The organism is Acinetobacter sp. EKM10A (assembly GCF_011075215.1).
Lineage (GTDB): Bacteria > Pseudomonadota > Gammaproteobacteria > Pseudomonadales > Moraxellaceae > Acinetobacter > Acinetobacter baumannii.
Genome location: NZ_JAALLK010000007.1, coordinates 75,443 through 95,867, shown reverse-complemented (window position 1 = coordinate 95,867; position 20,425 = coordinate 75,443). Strand labels below are relative to the sequence as shown.

At 38.4% G+C, this 20,425-nt stretch carries 18 protein-coding genes; 11 read left to right on the top strand and 7 right to left on the bottom strand.

Annotated features, from left to right (window positions below; all coding sequences use genetic code 11):
* Positions 1 to 41 precede the first annotated feature (41 nt).
* Together G9371_RS11065 and G9371_RS11060 are read left to right on the top strand one after the other, a co-directional pair.
* Entirely contained in the window at positions 42 to 1,718 is a 1,677-nt protein-coding gene (locus G9371_RS11065; protein ID WP_001001666.1) for a mechanosensitive ion channel, read from the top strand.
* Between the two features lie 128 nt (positions 1,719 to 1,846).
* Entirely contained in the window at positions 1,847 to 2,017 is a 171-nt protein-coding gene (locus tag G9371_RS11060; protein ID WP_032009142.1) for a hypothetical protein, read from the top strand.
* Between the two features lie 12 nt (positions 2,018 to 2,029).
* Here G9371_RS11060 and G9371_RS11055 read toward each other — a convergent pair whose 3' ends face one another.
* From G9371_RS11055 to G9371_RS11035, 5 genes are all read right to left on the bottom strand, one after another.
* The gene (locus G9371_RS11055; RefSeq protein ID WP_029423896.1) at positions 2,030 to 3,229 is read right to left on the bottom strand and encodes an NAD(P)/FAD-dependent oxidoreductase; all 1,200 of its coding nucleotides are present in this window, start codon (positions 3,227 to 3,229) and stop codon (positions 2,030 to 2,032) included.
* A 117-nt stretch (positions 3,230 to 3,346) separates the two neighbouring features.
* Positions 3,347 to 4,228, bottom strand: coding sequence for a 1-aminocyclopropane-1-carboxylate deaminase/D-cysteine desulfhydrase (locus tag G9371_RS11050; protein WP_029423895.1), 882 nt, complete (start codon positions 4,226 to 4,228; stop codon positions 3,347 to 3,349).
* A 64-nt stretch (positions 4,229 to 4,292) separates the two neighbouring features.
* The gene (locus tag G9371_RS11045; RefSeq protein WP_002055582.1) at positions 4,293 to 5,438 is read right to left on the bottom strand and encodes an HlyD family secretion protein; all 1,146 of its coding nucleotides are present in this window, start codon (positions 5,436 to 5,438) and stop codon (positions 4,293 to 4,295) included.
* A 40-nt stretch (positions 5,439 to 5,478) separates the two neighbouring features.
* Positions 5,479 to 7,122, bottom strand: a complete 1,644-nt coding sequence (locus G9371_RS11040) for an MFS transporter (protein WP_000047791.1) — start codon at positions 7,120 to 7,122, stop codon at positions 5,479 to 5,481.
* Complete coding sequence (locus G9371_RS11035; RefSeq protein WP_029423893.1) at positions 7,119 to 7,688, bottom strand: TetR/AcrR family transcriptional regulator; 570 nt, start codon at positions 7,686 to 7,688, stop codon at positions 7,119 to 7,121. The genes G9371_RS11040 and G9371_RS11035 overlap by 4 nt, the downstream gene beginning before the upstream one ends.
* A 178-nt stretch (positions 7,689 to 7,866) precedes the next feature.
* On the opposite strand from G9371_RS11035, the gene G9371_RS11030 reads away from it, so the two are divergent.
* Positions 7,867 to 8,490, top strand: coding sequence for a LysE family translocator (locus G9371_RS11030; protein ID WP_029423892.1), 624 nt, complete (start codon positions 7,867 to 7,869; stop codon positions 8,488 to 8,490).
* Positions 8,491 to 8,652: 162 nt separating this feature from the next.
* On the top strand, positions 8,653 to 8,841 hold the full coding sequence (locus G9371_RS11025) for an NF038215 family lipoprotein (RefSeq protein ID WP_000735804.1): 189 nt from the start codon (positions 8,653 to 8,655) through the stop codon (positions 8,839 to 8,841).
* A gap of 130 nt (positions 8,842 to 8,971) precedes the next feature.
* Here G9371_RS11025 and metG read toward each other — a convergent pair whose 3' ends face one another.
* Positions 8,972 to 11,035, bottom strand: coding sequence for a methionine--tRNA ligase (gene metG / locus G9371_RS11020; protein ID WP_029423891.1), 2,064 nt, complete (start codon positions 11,033 to 11,035; stop codon positions 8,972 to 8,974).
* Positions 11,036 to 11,321: 286 nt separating this feature from the next.
* On the opposite strand from metG, the gene G9371_RS11015 reads away from it, so the two are divergent.
* The 3 genes from G9371_RS11015 (at position 11,322) to G9371_RS11005 (ending at position 14,214) form a co-directional block, all read left to right on the top strand.
* Positions 11,322 to 11,822, top strand: coding sequence for a hypothetical protein (locus tag G9371_RS11015; protein ID WP_000206127.1), 501 nt, complete (start codon positions 11,322 to 11,324; stop codon positions 11,820 to 11,822).
* 145 nt (positions 11,823 to 11,967) lie between these two features.
* Complete coding sequence (apbC, locus tag G9371_RS11010) at positions 11,968 to 13,197, top strand: iron-sulfur cluster carrier protein ApbC (protein WP_029423890.1); 1,230 nt, start codon at positions 11,968 to 11,970, stop codon at positions 13,195 to 13,197.
* 144 nt (positions 13,198 to 13,341) lie between these two features.
* Positions 13,342 to 14,214, top strand: coding sequence for a 5'-methylthioadenosine/S-adenosylhomocysteine nucleosidase (locus tag G9371_RS11005; RefSeq protein ID WP_001159887.1), 873 nt, complete (start codon positions 13,342 to 13,344; stop codon positions 14,212 to 14,214).
* A gap of 30 nt (positions 14,215 to 14,244) precedes the next feature.
* On the opposite strand, the gene G9371_RS11000 is transcribed toward G9371_RS11005, so the two are convergent.
* On the bottom strand, positions 14,245 to 14,811 hold the full coding sequence (locus G9371_RS11000; RefSeq protein WP_000605097.1) for a DUF2062 domain-containing protein: 567 nt from the start codon (positions 14,809 to 14,811) through the stop codon (positions 14,245 to 14,247).
* A gap of 356 nt (positions 14,812 to 15,167) precedes the next feature.
* Here G9371_RS11000 and G9371_RS10995 point away from each other — a divergent pair, with 356 nt between their 5' ends.
* The 4 genes from G9371_RS10995 (at position 15,168) to G9371_RS10980 (ending at position 20,410) form a co-directional block, all read left to right on the top strand.
* Entirely contained in the window at positions 15,168 to 15,761 is a 594-nt protein-coding gene (locus tag G9371_RS10995; RefSeq protein ID WP_000626772.1) for a LysE family translocator, read from the top strand.
* Positions 15,762 to 15,875: 114 nt separating this feature from the next.
* Positions 15,876 to 16,445, top strand: coding sequence for a dCTP deaminase (dcd, locus tag G9371_RS10990; RefSeq protein WP_000985728.1), 570 nt, complete (start codon positions 15,876 to 15,878; stop codon positions 16,443 to 16,445).
* 296 nt (positions 16,446 to 16,741) lie between these two features.
* Positions 16,742 to 18,091 carry a hypothetical protein gene (locus G9371_RS10985; RefSeq protein ID WP_001248745.1) on the top strand — a complete coding sequence of 450 codons (1,350 nt, stop codon included), beginning with the start codon at positions 16,742 to 16,744 and terminating at the stop codon, positions 18,089 to 18,091.
* A gap of 228 nt (positions 18,092 to 18,319) precedes the next feature.
* A complete protein-coding gene (locus G9371_RS10980) occupies positions 18,320 to 20,410 on the top strand; it encodes a hypothetical protein (protein WP_029423888.1) in 2,091 nt (696 codons plus the stop codon).
* Positions 20,411 to 20,425: the final 15 nt, after the last annotated feature.

Sequence of the window (20,425 nt, the reverse complement as noted above, 5' to 3'; positions counted from 1 at the left end):
GATAACACTAAAAAGAACATAACAATTGAGGACATAACAATATGAATGAATTTTTTAATGGGCCTCGCGGCGCTCAGTTTGATGCGATGTATTACTGGGATCAGTTCCATCCTATTTTAGCTGCAATTGTCATCTTACTGGTAGGCTGGATCATCGCTTTATTGGTTGCGGCAGGTGTAAAAAAACTTCTGCAAAAAGTAAATACTAATGCGAAATTATCTTCAGCGACTGGACGTACACCCAATATAGAAGGTCTGATCTCCAAAGTCGTATTCTGGTTTATTCTGATTCTCGCCGTTGTTGCTGCTTTAAATGTGCTCAACATTAGTGGAGTGAGCGGTCCATTTAGCAACATGGTTAATCAGGTACTCGTCTATATACCAAATATCATTGCTGCTGTAGTGGTGGGCTTTATTGGCTGGATCGTTGCTCGACTGGTGCGGGCGGGGGTGACCAATGTTTTATCCCGAACTCAACTTGATGATAAGTTAAGCAGCGAAGTGGGTGTAGGGGGAATTAGCCAGAATATTGGTGAAATTCTTTATTGGCTTGTATTGTTACTTTTCCTTCCGATTGTTCTTTCAATCTTAGGATTAACAGGCTTACTGATTCCAGTTCAAAATATGGTAAATGATGCTGTAGCATTCTTACCAAATATCTTTATTGCTGGCGTTATCGTTTTTGTTGGTTATATCTTGGCAAAAATTGTACGCGGTATTGTTGAAGGATTAATTAATAGCTTAGGTGTGCAATCTCAAGCGGAAAAAATTGGTCTTTTCAAAAATTCAAATGTAGGCAAATTCTTAGGTTCATTTGTTTTTGCCATCATCATTATTACGACATTGATTGTAGCATTTGAAGCTTTAGGTATTGAGACTATTTCTCAGCCAGCAACAGCAATGCTCAATGAAATTTTACAAGCTATTCCAAACATTATTGCTGCTGGTTTAATTTTACTGGTTGCTTATATTGTTTCACGTTTTGTTGGTCGCTTGGTTGCCGAGTTAATTGCAGGAACTGGTGTTGATGAAATTCCTGCAAAATTAGATGTACAACGCTTTTTAGGTCAAACTAAAGTTTCTAATGCCGTTGGTTGGCTAATCGTGTTCTTTACCATGTTGTTTGCAGTTTCTGAAGCTGCTGACCGTCTTGGTTTCGATCAGATTAGTGGTCTAATCGCAATGTTTATCCATTTCGGTGCAAACATTCTATTGGGCGCTGTAATCTTGGTGATTGGTTTCTGGCTTGCAAATGTTGTGGCGAACGTTGTTCAACGCGGTGAATATAATAGTTCGCGTTGGTTAGGTAGTTTGGTTCGTGTCTTGATTATTGGTTTAGTCCTTGCACTTGGTTTAAGAGCGATGGGTATTGCCGATTCGATCGTAAACCTTGCGTTCGGCTTAACGCTAGGCGCAGTTGCAGTTGCTTTTGCTCTTGCATTTGGTTTGGGTGGTCGTCAACCAGCAGAAAGACTTTTATCTGATTTACTGGATAAAGCTAAGAAAGAGGCAAATCAACCAAATCCTTTATATCAACCGCCTACTACTAATAATACAACAGGTAGTTCGTCTACGGCTTCAACTCCGTCAACGACTACAACTGCACCATCAACAACAGTTTCATCTGATGCAAAACCAGCTGATTCTGCACAAGTAAATCCATCACAACCACCAGTAAATAAACCGTTTGGTTCTACTGGCGAAAATGATGAAATTTAGTAGGTGTAACTAATTTTCAGCTAAACAGTACAAAAAATCTTTGATTTTTGTGATAAGTTCGACCACTCTATATTGAGTGGTCGTTCTGTCTTTGACAGCTATAAAAACAAATAAGTGAGGAAAATACGATGAAAAAACCTGGTCGTTTTTTAGCACCTGTTGTAATTGCTGGGATTACCGTTGGTTTTTTAGCAAGTGCTTATAAATTTGTATTTAGTAAATCCGAATCATCAAAACAGACAACAAGCCATAAGCATGATTCTGAAAATTCATCCAATGATTCGAAAGCATCAAATTAGCTTATTCATCATTTAAACATATTGTGCAGCTGCATAAGCCGAAGACCAAGCCCATTGGAAGTTATAGCCTCCTAAGTGGCCAGTCACGTCAAGTACTTCTCCAATAAAGAATAGTCCTTTCTGCTTTTTGCTTTCGAGTGTTTTAGATGAAACTTCAGTTGTATCAATTCCACCTAAGGTAACTTCAGCAGTACGATATCCTTCTGTGCCTGATGGTTTAACAGTAAAACCATGTAGCTGCTCGGCAATATGATCTAGCTGTGCATCACTGATATTACCAATTGGTGTCTCGCTTTGCTCTGGCCATATAAGCTGTTGTAACTCTTGTACAATACTTTTTGCCGTAAATTCGTTCAGAAGAGTACGCAGTAAAACTTTAGGTTGGGCTTTCTTTTTATCTTTTAAATAAGTTGCTAAATCTTGGCTCGGGAAAAAGTCGATTTTAAAACTTTCACCTGTATTCCAATAGTTTGAAAGCTGTAAAGAACTTGGGCCACTCAAACCACGATGCGTAAATAATAATGCTTCAGTAAAGCTATTCTTCGAGTTAGTTAGAGTCACATCTAAAGCATTACCACTTAAGCGTGTAGTGACTTCTTTAATATGATCCGAAAAAGTAAATGGTACTAAACCAGCACGGGTTGGGAAAACTGTATGTCCAAATTTTTGTGCCAATTCATAGCCAAAACCAGAGCCACCTAAAGTTGGGATGGATAATCCACCTGTAGCAACCACTAATGATTCACAGCTAAAACGGCCCTGATTTGTGTGTACTGAAAAACCACCTTGTTCTAATGGATCGACTTGTCCAACCTCACAATGGGTCTGGATTTCGACATTGTTTGTTTTATTACACTCACTTACCAACATCTCTAAAATTTCTTTAGCGCCGTTTAGCGTAAATAATTGCCCGTGTTTACGTTCTTCATAGGCAATTCCATAATCACAGACCAGACCAATAAAGTCCCAGTTGCTATAGCGTGATAGGGCAGAAATAACAAAGTGCGGATTATGAGAAATATAGTTTTCAGGTTCTACATAGAGGTTGGTAAAGTTACATTTCCCACCGCCTGACATTAAAATCTTTTTACCAATTTTATTGGCTTTTTCTAAAATTAAGACCGAAAGTCCCCGTTTAGCAGCATGTGCAGCCAACATGAGTCCAGAAGCACCTGCACCTAAGACAATGACATCGACATGACTGTTAGACATAAGAAGTTCTCGATTAGTCGTGAAAATTAAAAAGGGGCATATACTATCATGCCAGCACTTACTCATGCTAAGGACATTTATACAGGTAAGGGATAAGGCCTTCTAAAAGCGGGTGAGTTATGCGTGAGGTTTATTTCTAATATCAGCTTGTAAACCACCGGAATGAATTGCCAAAATACGAGTATTCTCTGGAAAATAATTGTTTTTTATAAGTTCAAACAGACCAAATATCATTTTTCCGGTATAGATCGGTTCAAGGGGGACCGTATATTGCTCTTCAAAATTTTCAATAAATGCGAATAGTTCAGGTGAGGTTTTCGCATAACCGCCCCAGCAGTATACATCTGTCAAAGACCAATTTTGTTTTTTAGTCCATTGCCTAATCTCTTGTTGTAAGAAATCACCTTTTAAAGCCGAAAATCCTAAGACTTTCTGATGTGCTGCACTTCTTTCAATCAGACCTGAAATCGTTCCGCCAGTTCCGACTGCACAGCAAATCACATCATATTGCTCTAAGTCATATTGGCTCAGGATTTCCTGACAACCTTGAACTGCCAGTTCATTAGTTCCACCTTCGGGAATGATATAGGTCTGCGGAAATTGTTGCTGTAATTGTTGAAGATAATTTGCATCATCCCGTAAGCGATATTCATGGCGAGAGACAAAATGTAGCTGCATTCCTAAACTTTGAGCTTTTGCCAAGGTGGGATTAAGTGGTTTACCAGCTAACTCTTCACCACGAATAATTCCTATACTTTTTAAACCAAAAAGATGAGCTGCATAAGCTGTTGCAGCAATATGATTTGAGTAAGCTCCACCAAAAGTCAAAATGCTTGATAAACCTTGTTCTTTTGCAGCAAGCAAATTGTATTTTAATTTGAAAAACTTATTACCCGAAATTTGAGGATGAACTAAATCTAAACGTTTAATGTCGAGATGAACAGGAAAGGATAGTTCAATATGCTGATAGGAGATAGGTTGGGCAATGTGATCAAACATTAGAAATTGAGAAAAATAATGATTGATCACATTGTAGCTTTTTAAAGAGGTTTTTAAAAAGCTATTAAGAGCTTGTGTCGACAGAAGTAATCACTGACATACCAGGGCGTAAGTGTTCCATTCCTTCCTGATTTGGGTCAATGGTAATGCGCACGGCAATTCGTTGAACGACTTTGGTAAAGTTTCCTGTTGCATTATCCGGTTTTAGTACACTGAATTCGGAACCTGCGGCCGGAGAGATTTGTTCAACATGACCTGTAAATTTTTTATGTTTCATTGCATCGACTGTAAACCACGCTTTTTGTCCAATTCGCATATTGGCAATTTGGGTTTCTTTAAAGTTGGCAATCACCCAAGTTTGCTGTGGAATCAGATAGAGTAACTGTGATCCTGCGGCCACATATTGCCCAACGCGAGGGTTTACTTCACCAAGTTGTCCATCCATTGGAGCAACAATAACACTATAGTCTTTGGTGGTTTGTGCTTGATCTAACTGTGCTTTAGCACTGGAAACTTGTGCTTCTAAGCCAGCTTCTGCGACTTGAGCTGTTTTAAGTGCTTCTTTGGCAACTAGAACATTGGCCTCTGCCTGTTTAAGGGCTGCAAGATTATTTTCGGCATCAGCAGCGGCTTTATCTTGCTCAGATTTAGAAGCTGCTCCACTATTCCCTAGCTGTTGATAGCGTCTAAGCTGTGCTAAAGAGAGTTCATATTGAGCCCTAACTTGTTCTACTTTAGCCTGCGCAGCCACAATATCTGCTTGTTTTTGAGCAATTGACTGAGTTTGATTGGCTAAAGTATTTTTGGCCTGTTCTACTCCCGAAGCCGCTTGTGCTACTTTTTGGTCATAAGTGGTGGCATCAATATGCATTAATACTTGACCCTTTTTAACATGATCAAAGTCTTTTACCAATACATCTTTAACATAGCCATTAATTTGCGAGGATAAAATGGTAGTTTTACCTTTAACATAACTATTGTCAGTTTGCTGCACACTTGTGGCAAAAGGCCCAATTCTCCATGCCCACAAAATCACTAAAATACCGATAATAAGCACACCCAACATCCATAATAGGGTTGAGCGTTTTGTCGGAATCAGTTTACTTGCAGGTGCAGGTGCAGGTGCAGGTGCAGGTGCAGGTGCAGGTGCAGGCTCATTATTAGATGTTTGAGCAGGTGTTTGTTCCGGTTTATTTTGATCATCTGACATATATCAATCTCAATTTCTATTTCATTAATAACATAAGCCGTTAAGGGCGGCTAATTCCTCTGCGCTGTAGGTATTTACTACGTGCAATATTAAATCCGCCCCATAAGAGTAAGGCGACGGCAAAAATACCGTTTAATGCAATCACATCATTGTAGGCACGGACCTGAGCTTCACGAGTAACCACTTGATTAAGTGAGCGCATAGACTGAGTTGTTTGTAATGCGGGGTCATTTGTTGTGATGGCTGCACTACGTTGATAGGTAGAAAGCCTTTGAGCAACTAATGGGTCGGCTTGTTCCAAATCTTTAATAATCTCGACTTGATAGTTCTGTGTACGATGTTGTTGATAGGTCGAGAAAAAAGATGAGCCGACAAGGCCACCAAATGTTTGGGTTGCAGAGAATAAGACAATAAAAGTCACTACATACGAAGGACCTTTAGCCAAAGTTTGTGCAAATCCAATCAACAATAAAGGACCGATAAACAGGCCGCCGGCAAAGCCTACTAAAAACTGGCTTGCAAAGAAGTTTGAAGGCCGTACATCGCTCGTAAGGTGATAATCTAGTCCACAGGCAATGAGAATCAAAAACTCTGCAAAAAGTAAGTGAAAAATAATTCGTTCACGCGAGAAAGTAAGCGCACTGAATAAAGTTCCGCTTAAAATCCCCACCAATATGACCACATAGAGTGGAACAAATTGGTCTGGACCCATTCCCATAGTTTTTAGGAAGTTAACGGCTGCATAGCTTTGTTCTGACATTAAAAGACGAATGGCAAAAGCACCAAAGATAAAGCGTAGGGTTGAGGAGGCGCCTAACCAACGTGTCATAATTAATGGATTGGCACGATAATGTTCATAGAGCAAACCTAAAACAACTAAGCTAAAACCTGCAATTAATACATAAGCAAGCCATTCACTGTTAAACCACCATAAGATTGGGCCTTGTGTCAGCACAATACATAGACATGCAAAACCTGGTGCCAATAAAGCAAAGGTGAAGAAATCCTGTTTTTCGAAAACATAGATTCGTAAGCTACGTGGTAATTTCAACGAAACCACCATCGCTAAACAACAAAGTGCTAAGCCGAGTTCAAAGGTGTAAAGAACAGACCAACTATCTGTGCTCACAAGAAAAGGAGAAATAATCCAGGCGAGGGGTACACCTAACTGCTGAAAACCAAAGGCAATATATATACCTTTTGCCATGTCGGCTTTTTTAAAAGCTTGCATGGTGTAATACATACCTAAAGAGCTGAGTGGTGCACCAGCTAAACCTGCCACAACCCGAGCGAACAAGGCCATTTCATAGGTATGCACAAAAATGTGCAAAACCAGCACGGCAATAAAAATAACAAGTCCTATTTCTGAAAAGACTCTCAGACCATATTGTTGCCTAGCTTTAAACAAAATCAGATTAGAACTGACATTGGCCATTACATAAGCAGCAGGAAGCCAAGCGGCTTCAGAAGGCGTCAGGCCATACTCACCTTGTATTAAGGGTAAATTTGCCGTAATGAAACCATTACTTAAGCTTGCTGAAATAGCGACAAACAGACCAATAAAAAAATAAAGAAATCGCTTAGGTACAGAATGCGCAATCGCTGCTGGTGAACCAGGTAAAGTCGGTTGTTCTTCTGGCGTCCAGTCAGGTGGCGTTTCTAAATAACGAGGCGTTTTACTCATTCTATCCCTCGAATTTTTTGTACTTGAATACCATGAAATAGTAATTCAATTGCTCGTTTCGCTAAGCAGGTTTGTTCTTCAGGTTCATGTCCTTGAAATGAAGAACCCAACATTGCTGTGACCATTGCATAGTCATCAGCAGTTAGATCAGCTCGGCACAGTTTTTGTTCTATTGCATTTTCAATCAGTGGCTTAAGTGCATTATTCCGCCGTTCATAAATTTTTAGCATAATTGGATCTTGTCGATCAATCACTCTCCAAAAATCTTGCAAAATTGCGAGCTTGGGAAGTTGTGCAATATGTCCTTCAATTAAACGAAATAAACCATCTTCGAATTGTTGAAAATGAGCAGCTTTTTGCTCTAGCTGTGTAATCGCACGCTCTAAAAGGGCACTAATTAAAGCCTTTCGGTCACAAAAGTTGCGGTAGAACGTCGCTCTACCTACACCTGCATGATCAATCACGACTTGTAGGGGGACATTAATACCATGAATACGAAAGCATTCCTCGGCTGCATTGAGTAATTCATCCCGATTATGGGCTGCAATTTTTTGACGTTTACTCATGTGACTGATTTGGGAGGTTTAAAGATGATATATTTAACGGACATTTTTGTCCGTTGTGAATAGTTAAATTGTAAAAACATGAAAATTCAATTTTTATAATTTATCTCTTTTCCATTTTTATATGTGTCATAAAAAGCTGCTAGAATATCGCGCAATTGCATGATGCTAGGTCAATACAATGTTTGAGTCCCTTATTCCTCTTTTTTCAATTGCGATGGCATTGATGCTTGGAGCAATAAGTCCTGGGCCAAGCTTTATTTATGTAGCGCAAAATTCAATATCTAAATCACGTAAACATGGTTTGTTTACTGCTTTAGGGACGGGTACAGGTGCAGCTCTTTTTGGCTTTTTAGCGGTTATGGGGTTACAGGCAGTTTTATTGGCAGTGCCTTCAGCTTATCTAATTTTAAAAATTGGTGGTGGGCTGTATTTGCTTTGGCTTGCTTTTAAAATTATTAAACATGCCAAAGAACCAATTGCCATGGAAAATGATGCCAAATCGAAAATGACTTATAAACAAGCCTACCGATATGGTTTGATTACTCAGTTAAGTAATCCGAAAATTGCTGTTGTACTAGCGAGTGTTTTTACTGCTTTACTGCCAAAAGAAATTCCAAATTATTACTACGTCGCATTACCGCTCGTTTGTTTTATGATTGATGCAGGTTGGTACTCGTGTGTAGCAATGCTTTTATCTTCAGAGAAGCCTCGAAAAATGTATTTAAAAGCAAAAACAGGTGTTGACCGAGTGGCTGGAAGCATTGTTAGTGTATTGGGCTTAAAGTTAATCTTCTTCAAATGATAAATCTTTAATTAAAATATCTAAAAAATATAAAGCCAACTCTTTGTAGTCTGGCTTTATTTTTGCGCAAAATATATACAAATTGAAATATCTTTTTTAGCAATTAAATATTTAAAAAGTGGTAACTTAATTAATAAAACAAAAAGAAATGAGGATCACGTTATGAAAAAACTAATGGTGAGCATTTCGGTTGTTTTTTTCATCTTAACTACAGGATGTGAGATGAGAACAACAAGTAAACAGCAACCTTCAAATGAACGGGCGATGAGTATTGCTGGTTCTCCGGTTTATGAAAAAGACTACAAAATTCCCGATTTACAAGCCAATAATCATGAGCAATCTAATTATTAATTGATGGATAGAATGTCTCACATATAGCACTTTAAATGTACTCAGTACAGATAAGCCTGCTTATTTTAAAAAGTAGGTTAGAAATAAAAAAAGCTCCCAATTTAGGGAGCTTTTTTTATATGTAGGCGGATTAAGAAACTTTATCGCCAGGTTTTGCACCGCTATCTGGTGAAATAATGAAAATGCCTTCACCATTTCCGGCAGCAAGTACCATACCGTTTGAAACACCAAAACGCATTTTACGTGGTGCAAGGTTAGCCACCATCACGACCAATTTACCTTTTAGGTCTTCTGGCGCATATTGACTACGAATACCACTAAATACATTACGTGGTTCAGCTTCACCTACGTCTAAAGTAAGTTGAAGTAATTTATCTGAACCCTCAACTGTACCTGCCTCAACGACCTGAGCAACACGTAAGTCAACTTTTAAGAAATCTTCAATACCGATAATTTCAGCTTCACCAACTGCTGGAGTAGGAGCTGCTTTTTTCTCGGCAGATTTCTCTTTTTTCGCTGCTTTAGTTGCTTGTGGCGCAGGAGTACCTAAAGACTCTTTAGAAGCATCGACCATGGCTGCAACAGCTTTTGGATCAACACGTTGCATAAGAGGCTGGAACTGCGCAATCTCATGGCTTACAAGAATTTGTTTACGTGACTCGAAATCAAAGCTTTCAAGTTTTAAGAAATCTTGAACTTGCTGAGCTAAAGTTGGCAGAACTGGGGCTAAGTACACTGCTAATTGACGGAATAAGTTGATACCGACAGAGCATACATCAAGAACTTGTTGTTCTTGACCTTCTTGTTTAGCAAGAGCCCAAGGTTTTTTCTCATCAATATATTGGTTTGCGCGGTCAGCAAGCGCCATAATTTCACGGATTGCCGTAGAGAATTCACGCGCTTCATATGCAGCAGCAATTGAATCACCAGCATCAATAAAGCTTTGTACTAAGTCAGATTCAGCACATGTACTTGATAGCGTATTGTTAAAGCTGCTGTTAATGAACTTAGCACAGCGACTAGCAATATTAACTACTTTACCGACTAAATCTGAATTTACTTTCTGAACAAAGTCATCAAGGTTCAAGTCAGAGTCTTCAACTTTATCTGAAAGTTTAGAAGCAAAGTAATAGCGTAAATACTCTGGGTTTAGATGTTGTAAGTACGTCTCGGCTTTAATAAAAGTACCGCGAGACTTAGACATTTTTTGTCCATTTACAGTCAAGAAACCATTTACGAATAAGCCTGTTGGAGTGCGATAGTTCGCCCCTTCAAGCATCGCAGGCCAGAATAAAGCATGGAAGTAAACAATGTCTTTACCAATAAAGTGGTAAACCTCATTTTGACTATCTTTCTTCCAGAAATCATCAAAGTTCAAGTCTGGGCGCTTAGTTTTGATGTAGTTTTCAAAACTAGACATATAACCGATTGGGGCATCTACCCACACATAGAAATATTTATTCGGCGCTTCCGGAATTTCAAAACCAAAATAAGGAGCATCACGAGAAATATCCCAGTCTGCTAATCCTGCTTCAAACCATTCATCCAATTTGTTAGCAATTGAAAGAGGTAAGCGACCTTCATCGCGGGTCCATTTTTGCAAATATTCAGCAAAGTTTGGAAGCTTGAAGAAATAGTGATCTGATGATTTTTCAACTGGTGTTGCACCACTTAAAGTCGAACGCGGGTTGAGTAACTCAGTCGCATTATAAGTTGTACCACACACTTCACATGAGTCGCCGTATTGATCTTCTGACTTACATTTTGGACAGGTACCCTTAATGAAACGGTCAGACAAGAACATACCTTTTTCCGGATCAAATAATTGAGTTACAGGTCGAACTGCAATATTTCCGGCTTCACGGTTTTTAATATAGATATCTGTTGAACGAGCTTTGTTTGCATCACTATGAGTTGAATCATAATGATCGAAATGTACGCCAAAACCGTCAAAATCACGGATGTGTTCTTTTTGAACATTCGCGATTTGCTCTTCTGGGCTAATACCATTTGCTTCGGCACGTAGCATAATTGCTGTACCGTGAGCATCATCCGCACATACATAAGTCACGTCATGACCCATTGCCCGCATGGCACGAACCCAGATGTCTGCCTGGATATAACCGAGTAAATGACCCATATGAATTGGACCATTGGCATAAGGGAGGGCATTGGTGACTAAAATTTTACGCACGGATCTCATTCTCTCATTCGTATTTATAAGGTGGAAGATTTTAACTGATGCAGGAAGATAAGCAAAGATTAATAATCTTTGACTAAATATAAGAGGTATCTACAAAAATGGACTTAAAGCCAGAAGTTATTTCTCTTTAGAACAGATAAACAAATCAAAAAATATTTGAATCTTCCTGTATTGTCTTTGTTTCAAATTGCAGTTACGGTCAGAAAATAAGCCATAACGATGTATAACTAATAACTTATTCAGGTAATTTTTTTAATTAACGATGAGGATAACAACGATGACTACTGAAAATAAATTAGATGAATTAAAGGCAAAAGCGGCTGATGCAAAAGTACAAGGTGAAAAAGCTTTGGACGATTTAAAAGAAAATGTAAAAGAGAAACAAACTGCGGGTAAAGAAGCAGTTGCAGATAAAGTAGATGAGCTAAAGACCAAAGCGGCCGATGCAAAAGTACAAGGTGAAAAAGCCTTGGAAGATTTAAAGGAAAATGTAAAAGAAAAACAGGCTGCTGCAAAAGAGGCAGTTGAAGATAAAGCTAGTGATTTGAAAGGCAAACTTGATGATGCTCAGCATAGCCTGCAAGACAAGTTTGATCATTTACGTACTGAAGCAGCGCATAAACTTGATGATGCTAAAGCCAAAGCTGCAGAATTAAAGGAAGAGGCGGCTACAAAATTTGATGAGTTAAAAACTCAAGCAACTGCGAAATTTGATGAGTTGAAGAAAACAGCTACCGAAAAACTTAATAAATTGAAAAATCATGATTCTGCTGAATAAGCTGATTTAAACTAAAATCCGTACTCCTTACCTAAAAGATGAGTTCTGAAGATAGTAATTATTCATCCCAAGGTGAGCGAGTGCGGAGCAATACTGTTACACTATCTCCATTAAGCTGTAATGATCTGTTTTTGGAGTAAACAATATGTCTTGGCTTTCTTCATTAAAATCCGTTTTTTCACCCGCACAAGAAGTGAAAGAAGAGGAAATCCAAACCGTACTCCAAAATTATTTATTGCCAGATTCAAAAGATGCTTTAAAAGAGCGCATTAGTCAGCTTCAAGTGCAAGGTCGTGTTTTACAACTCACCATTAATACTTTCCCAGACGAAAAAGAATACTTGCAGCAAATTCATGATGATTTAGCTGGTGCTTTGCAAAAGTGTGGTATTGAAGAACTTAATTTACATGTAGTTCAACAAAAGCGCCCTACACAAGAGAGTTCGGGTCAAGGTTGTTCATCTAAAGCACCGAAAGAGAATTCGAATTTACCTCCTGTGCTTGATGCTTCACCTAAGTCTGAACTGGATCCAAATAACCCACCAATTCAGAAAGCGGCGCCGCAACAGAGAGATGTGCCACTTCATCCTCGAATCAAGAATGTTATTTTAGTTTCATCAGGTAAAGGTGGTGTTGGTAAATCGACAACTACGGTAAATTTAGCGCTTGCCTTACAAAAAATGGGACTTAAGGTTGGAGTATTAGATGCTGATATCTATGGGCCAAGTATCCCGACCATGCTAGGTAATGCTAGTAAAACTCCTCTGATTGAAAGTGAAAATTTTGTGCCTTTAGATGCTTACGGTATGGCAGTACTTTCTATTGGACATTTAACAGGTGATAACAACACACCTGTTGCATGGCGTGGACCGAAGGCTACAGGCGCTCTAATGCAATTATTTAACCAAACGCTTTGGCCAGATTTAGATGTACTCATGATTGATATGCCGCCGGGTACAGGCGATATTCAGCTGACGCTTGCTCAGCGTATTCCAGTGACTGGCTCAATCATTGTGACGACCCCACAAAATGTTGCTTTGCTTGATGCGACTAAAGGAATCGAGTTGTTTAATAAAGTTGGTATTCCGGTATTAGGTGTCGTTGAGAACATGTCGACCCACATTTGTTCAAACTGTGGTCATGAAGAGCAAATTTTTGGTATCGGTGGTGGTGATAAGCTTTCCGAGCAATATCATATACCATTGCTAGGTCGTTTGCCTTTAAATGCTCAAATACGTGAGCATGCTGATCAAGGTAAACCGAGTGTTATTGCAATGGATGATGCAGCTGATAGTTATATTGATATTGCGAAAGCAGTCTGGCAACAGATTGAAAAAATCCCTCAGCGCACACGAGATGACAAACGAATCTTTTGATTCATCTGACCCGACTTTAAGTCGGGTTTTTATTGGCTGGTTAAAAGAAAAATTTAAATTACTGAATCTAAATAACAAAGCTAAACTTGAAATTGGCATGCAGATTGCTACTTTACGCTTCTTTTTCAAAGAAACAGGTGGAAAATGCAATTTAAGTATAGTTTGGGTGTTATCAGTTTATGTAGCGCTTTATTTTTAGTTGGATGTAATGATGACAACTCATCAGTTTCACAAACACCAACAGTTCAGGAACAAAAACAGAAGTTACAGCCGATTATTATTCAGGGTGCTTTACCCGTAGAGTCGGAAAGAATGGCTTCAAAGTTAGAAAATAAAACTGTTGAAACAATAGGTGGCTGGACCTTTTGGAAAGGAACCTACAATGGCTATCCAATGATTATTTCTAAAACACGTATGGGAATGAGTAACTCTGCTGCCGCAACCGCTTTGGCAATTGAACGGTATAAACCGATTGCGATTATTAACCAAGGAACAGCAGGGGGGCACGATCCTGATCTCCATGTTTATGATATTGTTTTAGGAAAATATGCAACCAATATTGGCGCTTTTAGAACGCCTAAACAGCCATTAGGTGGCGGTTCAAACTCACTAACATGGGTTGAGGCTTTCGACGTTTTACCAACAAAAGAATCTGATCCTGAACCTATTGCAATTCGCAAATTTGAAGGTGACCAAGAGCTATTAATGGCGGCACATAAAGTACGTTATGACAAAGGTGAAGTGGTTGAAGGAACAATTGGCTCGGCAGATGTGTGGAATAATGAACTTGACCGAATTCAATTTTTCCATGAGCGTTATGGTACCTCAGTTGAAGAAATGGAAGCGGCTTCTGTTGCGCAAATCGCAAGCCAGTTTAATGTTCCGTTTTTAGGAATTCGAATTTTATCTAATAATATTACCAATAATGGAGCTTATGACCCTGGTACAGGAGAAGCTTGCCAAGACTACGTGCTTAACGTAGCTGAAGAATATATGAAATCTAAACTACCAAAATAACAATTTAATTTTAGGCAAGAAGATGAATTCTTATAGAGCGTCTTCTTGTTTTTTATGTCCTGTTCTATTTTTCCAGTTTCGAATGACCATCCAACGCCAAAAAACCTCAGTCACTATATATAGTATGGTTGCAAATACAAACGCTTCGACAATGAGACCTGATATTAAAATTTTAGCGAGGCTCAAATCGATATGACCATGACCAAAATGCGTAATCCAACGTGAAATCTGGTGAAGCACCCCTAAAAGCATTTTCTTATTTATCATATGCACATGATAAATATGGGCACCAAACCAGAAACCAATATACAAAATAGGCGCTAATGTAAGAGGATTGCTGAGCCAAGCAAGCATTAAGCTAATAGGTAAATTAACTTCAAACAGTAAAACTGCCATAACAATAAATACACTATGAAAGGGTATAGGCAGTAAACCGAAAAAAGTCCCTACAAAAATGGCGCGAGTAATAGATTTACGGTTGACATACCAAAGCACAGGATTAAGGGTTTTTTGCCCGAAAATCCTTAAAAATTTCATATTTGAAACTTTCTCTGGAGAAGGAAGCCAAGATTGAAAAAATTGCTTTGCCATAATCATAGGATAGTAGAGCTTAGGGGCTCATATAAACACAAAGAAACAATATATTAATTGAAACTTATTAAAAGCTTAAAAATTAAACTTACTGCGGTAATAATTTATTATAGGCCTTTTTAATGTAAAAATAGATTTAAAATAAAAATACTTATATTACTTAAATACAATTTGGTACGTAAAACGCTGTGACTGACTCTGTAGTTTTTTAGCTTAGAATTAATAAAAATTTAATAAATTATTGTTTATAAATAATTTTTAAATTTTATTTCTTAAGATGTTAAAAAATTGTCTTACAATTAGATTTTGCCTTCTAGAATAATATCTATTAATCTGAGATGACTACATTGTGAGGTCATTCAATGATTTCATGGCTTTTTATTGGCTTGGTTGCCACTATTTTACTTACCCCTGGCCCAACAAATACTTTACTTGCATCATCAGGAGTACAAGTAGGCCTTAAAAAATCTGCTAAATTAATTCCGGCAGAGGTTCTAGGGTATGTGATTTCGATTTCAGCTTGGGGAATGTTAATCGGGAAAGTTTCTGCAACGCTTCCTTTATTACCTCCTATACTTAAATTGCTCAGTGCTTGTTATATTATTTTTTTAGCAATTAAATTATGGCACACGGCAAATCAACAGTTTGAACTAGATCAGCCAACTATTCGCCCACGTGAATTATTTTGTGCAACTTTACTAAATCCTAAGGCATTACTTTTTGCTTCAGCGATTTTCCCTGTTGCAGCGTGGACTAATTTTCATATTTATCTCATTCATATGTTGGCTTATTTAGCTTTAATTACCCCAATTGCCTTATTCTGGATTTTTTTAGGGTCAGTCTTGGCTGCAAATAAAGTACGTTGGTTAAATCAATCAAATTTACAAAGAACGGCCTCGTTGGTTTTAGTTAGTTTCTCAATTCCAATTAGCTATTCTGCTTTATTAAATCTTTAAAAATTTATTCCGGGCTATTCTTAGCGATAAGAGTAGCCGCCATTGTTTTCATAATTGCTTTTTTACGTTAAAGTACGTCGCAATCAATGAAATTACCTTTTGGATAGAAAATACATGGCTATTAAGTCTGATCGTTGGATTCGCGAGATGAGCGAAAAACACGGCATGATTGAACCTTATGCAGAGAATCAAGTCCGTTTTGATAAGAATGGCGAAAAATTGATTTCCTACGGGGTCTCTAGCTATGGTTATGACGTACGCTGTGCCCGCGAATTTAAAGTTTTCACTAACGTACATTCTGCAATTGTTGATCCAAAAAATTTCGATGAAAAAAGTTTTATCGATATTGAGTCTGACGTTTGTATTATTCCGCCTAACTCATTTGCTCTAGCGCGTACAATTGAATATTTCCGTATTCCACGTAATGTTTTGACTGTGTGCCTTGGTAAATCAACTTATGCACGTTGCGGTATTATTGTAAATGTCACTCCTTTAGAGCCAGAATGGGAAGGGCACGTTACTTTAGAATTTTCTAATACCACGAACTTGCCTGCGCGTATTTATGCGGGTGAAGGTGTAGCACAAATGCTATTCTTCGAAAGTGATGAAGTATGCGAAACCTCTTATAAAGATCGTGGTGGTAAATACCAAGGTCAAACTGGGGTTACACTTCCTAAGACATAAGTTGTTATAAATAGATGAGCTTTAAAAATGGGTCACTTTAAGTGGCCTATTTTTTATATACACCTTAAAAAGTGACGTTTATCGGAATATTAATAAGGTACGTTTTCTTTTGTAGAAAATGATATAAAATGATCAAGAATTGATTTTTTTCTTTGATGTGGATCACACAAATTAAAAAGAAGCGAAATCGTAAATATCGGTATTTTTCTTATGTATTTAGTTTAAGAGTACACTAAAGAAAGAGAAGCCAAATAAAAAGAAATTAGATTATGCCCCCAAGGATACGGAGGTCGGTCATGCGACAGTTTACGTCTCTTCAGGTTGCGATATTAGCACTCGGAAGTTTATGCTTTTCTACAGCCTATGCTGATTCTACTTTAGTTCCAATGTCAGATGCTGAGCTGTCAGCTACTCGTGGTCAGGCATTAATGAGTATGTCTTATATCGCGCCTAATGATTCGGCAAATCTGGAAAAATTGCGTGATAGTAGTAGTAATGTAGGATTTTATAAATTAGGTTTAGAGGCCGAGTTAGAAATTAATGCCAATATTCGTAAGCTCCAACTAGGTTGTGGTGGGGTAAATGGTGCAGGCGGCTGTGATATAGATTTTGATAATGTTAGTTTAAGTGGTGTAGCAGATACACGCGAGGGCCGCGTAGCAAGCGATGCGAAGCTGACAAATCCTTTTCTTGAATTTGCCATAAAGAATCCAAATAGTGCTTCGACTCGTGAAGTAGCTGGTATTCGCTTGAGTGCTGAAGCAGTTGAGGGGCTTTTAACTATTGGTACAGAAAACTCAGCCACACCAAATGGTATTAATAGTTTAAGTGGTTATATGGTAGTAGCACCGCAAGTAGGTGAGGCGACTGTTGATGCTGCACGCATCACGCAAACGGGTAGTCCTGCTTGTGGCGTATATCCATCTCCTGCGGGTTGTGGTGTTAATCAAGCAATTACAGGTAAAGCTAGAGGCGAGATTGCATTAGGAGCTGGATTCAATCTTGATTTCCAGACCAAGTCCTATGATATAACATTGACTCCTACACAAAAAGCACAGTTATCATTACCACAATCAGTTGTATCCGGACAAAGGATGAGCAGTGTAAATTTATTAGCCTCTGCTATAGTTAATGGTATTGATTTGTCGGGTACACTGGCAGCTGATGTCGATATCCTTGGGGGAATTACGTTAAATGGTAATCTTCGTGGGACCATTAATAATTTGCCGGTAACAGTACCATTGTTAGAAAATTTAGGTTATATCCATAAAATTAATTTGAGTGGTAGTCCATTATCATTATCGATGCAGGGACAAGATATACGTTGGCCTGGAACAGTATCAACAGCAATGCGTGGTTGGTGGCTAGAGTTATCAAATCCAATCGATATTGGTCGAATTGACCCGACTAATAGTGTAGTTATTAAAACAGATACTATTAGAGATGCACTTACTGAGGTGAGTAAAGAATTAACCCAGAATCCATTAAATTGTGGTTTCTTGGCTGTCAATTGTATTGGTGGTGATTTTAATGTTGGGACAAGGGATTTATCAAATGCAAGACCAGCATTATTAGAATTACAGAATTTACAATTAGCTAATCAGTCTTTTGCTCCAAACTGCTATGGAAGTTTAAAGTTTTGCTAATTATGAATGTGTAGTTTTAAATTTTGCATTCATCGGAAAAGTAAGTTTTTAAGCTCTTTTTTTTGCATTTGTGCAAATATTGCGCATAATGGAAATGTGGAAGGGTTGGCAATATCTATTTAGATTTGCCTTCTAGTCTAGGGTGAAAAGGAAAAGTTCACCTAGCATCAAGGATTGTTAAAGAAAAATAAATATGGTGCGCGGCATCGTATAAACAGGAAGGTCAAGATGACTACACTTAATTATACGGTAAGGTTTCAAAAAACCGTTCTGGCAAGTTTAATTGGCTTTTGTATAAGCCAGCCAAGTTTTGCTCTTGAAGAACTTTCTGATGCAGGTTTAAGTGAAACTACTGGTGAAGGTATCGCTATTTTGCCTCAAAATACTTATATGGTATTTCGTGGAGCTGGAGCGAATGAAACCACCAACCAAATTTTAACCGATCGCACTAAAGATACGGGTTATATCAATTATGTACCTGTTGGTCCATTAAGTATGACTTCGGCAGACACCAATAAAAACGGTACAATTGATTCGGGTGACCGTGCAGTGGGTAAGGCTGATATTTATCTTTATGGCCTTGCTTTATCCAAATCTGATAATAATACCAATACACGTATAGCTCCCACTGAGGCTGCAGCAATATCAAGCTGGGGTACAGCTGTTAACCCGTGGATATTTAAAGTTGCAACTGAAAACTTAGTACCGAACTTCACTACAACAAATTGTACTGGAGCTACTGATCCAACTTGTCAGGTGACGTATTTAGCTTTAGAAGCTCCTTTATATGAGATGGGGACTAAAGATGCTGCAGGTCTGGATGCATATAAGCTTAAATTAGGCTTATGGTCAGATATTTTTGTTCGTAATCCTAATAAAATAAATGGAGCAGCAGATCAATTTAACTATGGTGACTCTAATGGTTTAATTGGTACAAGTACTGATGCGAGCCGTGCGAATCGTTTACGTTTGCAAGGTATTTGGAATAATTTTAGTTTAAACGGTAGTCGTCTACAGGTATTTCAAACTTTAGGTGGGGCGACGACTAGTGGGGGCATGAGTCCTTTTTATAATAATACATTGGGGATTGCCGGAGTTATACGTTTGAATAGCGGAGACAGCAAGGATGTTAAGGCTATTACTACAAGTTCTCTAACCGAGGGATCTACTACTTCTCCGTGGACTCTTATTCATGCGGGTGCTAATTCGACATTAAGTACAAGCACAACAGGTGATTGTAATAATGGAGGAACAGGAAGTTTTGGTACCTCAGCGGGATGCCGTTATTATGTAGAAAAACGTACACGTACAGATAGTAAAACCGCCACAAAAACGTGGGATGCCTCAGGCTTATCGAATGCTGGAGTTTTACGTTTGAGTACACGTGAAACGAGCGATACTGGAAATCTTATTACACCTGCAATTAATGGTGGTGTAGCACCGACTTTTGATGCTAATGAGGGAGTTTACCTTTATAACCCAAATATTAATCTTGTATTAGGTACTTTATACCAGCCTCTGGTGCTAGGTTCTGATGGTAAAAACTTTAGTTTAGAAATTGCCCGTATTGCGAATAAGCCAGAAATTTATAAACAAATTTATACTGACTATAGCGGTGCAGATACCTCTTACAAAGGCTCAACTTGTAATGTTTATCAATGTGGTAGCCAATTAACTTTAGGTGGTAAAAATTACCAAGGCTATAATGCAACACACAGTAGTATTTCTATTGGTACTGCCTATAGTGAGGATGGTGGAAAAACTCTAAGAGCTTCAACCGATGAAGGAGCAGTGGGTATTTCGTTTGGTAAGTTAAATTCAGGTACGATTTCACAAACAACTTATTCAAACCAGATGACTGAAGTACATTATAAACAACGTGGAGTAAATACTCAGACGTGGGTTCAGTCTTATAGTTGTACTCTATTTATTTGTGGCGCTGGTACAACAGGATATCTATATCAGTGGGAATATAATAATGGCTCTACACCTTGGGCAATTTTAGCCCCAACAACAAAGCCTGCAGATGCTACATGTTCTCCAACTATTGGTTGTAGTAGTACTTCTGGAACTACACCTATGTATGGTTCCATTGCAAACCGTGTTTGGGCGAACTCATCAGCTGTTTGGTTAACGGCAGCAAATAACGAAGTAAATAATTTAATTGGTGCCAATAATGGAATGACAGGTACAACTTTCCCAACATTAAATCAGGCACCTACACCTGTTATAAACTCTAGTCCAATAAATAACATGGGTTCAGCTGTTATTGATGGTGTTTTAATTCAGCATTTAAAACTGACAACGAAAGGTCTCTAAGGGGAGGGTAACGCG

Excerpts from the sequence above, each read along its gene's own strand:
- G9371_RS11040 (WP_000047791.1), bottom strand. The coding sequence starts at position 7,122 with ATGAGTAAAACGCCTCGTTATTTAGAAACGCCACCTGACTGGACGCCA.
- G9371_RS11045 (WP_002055582.1), bottom strand. The coding sequence starts at position 5,438 with ATGTCAGATGATCAAAATAAACCGGAACAAACACCTGCTCAAACATCT.
- G9371_RS11015 (WP_000206127.1), top strand. The coding sequence starts at position 11,322 with ATGACTACTGAAAATAAATTAGATGAATTAAAGGCAAAAGCGGCTGAT.
- G9371_RS11055 (WP_029423896.1), bottom strand. The coding sequence starts at position 3,229 with ATGTCTAACAGTCATGTCGATGTCATTGTCTTAGGTGCAGGTGCTTCT.
- G9371_RS11035 (WP_029423893.1), bottom strand. The coding sequence starts at position 7,688 with ATGAGTAAACGTCAAAAAATTGCAGCCCATAATCGGGATGAATTACTC.
- apbC (WP_029423890.1), top strand. The coding sequence starts at position 11,968 with ATGTCTTGGCTTTCTTCATTAAAATCCGTTTTTTCACCCGCACAAGAA.
- G9371_RS10985 (WP_001248745.1), top strand. The coding sequence starts at position 16,742 with ATGCGACAGTTTACGTCTCTTCAGGTTGCGATATTAGCACTCGGAAGT.
- G9371_RS11050 (WP_029423895.1), bottom strand. The coding sequence starts at position 4,228 with ATGTTTGATCACATTGCCCAACCTATCTCCTATCAGCATATTGAACTA.
- G9371_RS10995 (WP_000626772.1), top strand. The coding sequence starts at position 15,168 with ATGATTTCATGGCTTTTTATTGGCTTGGTTGCCACTATTTTACTTACC.
- G9371_RS11065 (WP_001001666.1), top strand. The coding sequence starts at position 42 with ATGAATGAATTTTTTAATGGGCCTCGCGGCGCTCAGTTTGATGCGATG.
- G9371_RS11060 (WP_032009142.1), top strand. The coding sequence starts at position 1,847 with ATGAAAAAACCTGGTCGTTTTTTAGCACCTGTTGTAATTGCTGGGATT.
- G9371_RS11030 (WP_029423892.1), top strand. The coding sequence starts at position 7,867 with ATGTTTGAGTCCCTTATTCCTCTTTTTTCAATTGCGATGGCATTGATG.
- G9371_RS10980 (WP_029423888.1), top strand. The coding sequence starts at position 18,320 with ATGACTACACTTAATTATACGGTAAGGTTTCAAAAAACCGTTCTGGCA.
- G9371_RS11000 (WP_000605097.1), bottom strand. The coding sequence starts at position 14,811 with ATGATTATGGCAAAGCAATTTTTTCAATCTTGGCTTCCTTCTCCAGAG.
- G9371_RS11025 (WP_000735804.1), top strand. The coding sequence starts at position 8,653 with ATGAAAAAACTAATGGTGAGCATTTCGGTTGTTTTTTTCATCTTAACT.
- G9371_RS11005 (WP_001159887.1), top strand. The coding sequence starts at position 13,342 with ATGCAATTTAAGTATAGTTTGGGTGTTATCAGTTTATGTAGCGCTTTA.
- dcd (WP_000985728.1), top strand. The coding sequence starts at position 15,876 with ATGGCTATTAAGTCTGATCGTTGGATTCGCGAGATGAGCGAAAAACAC.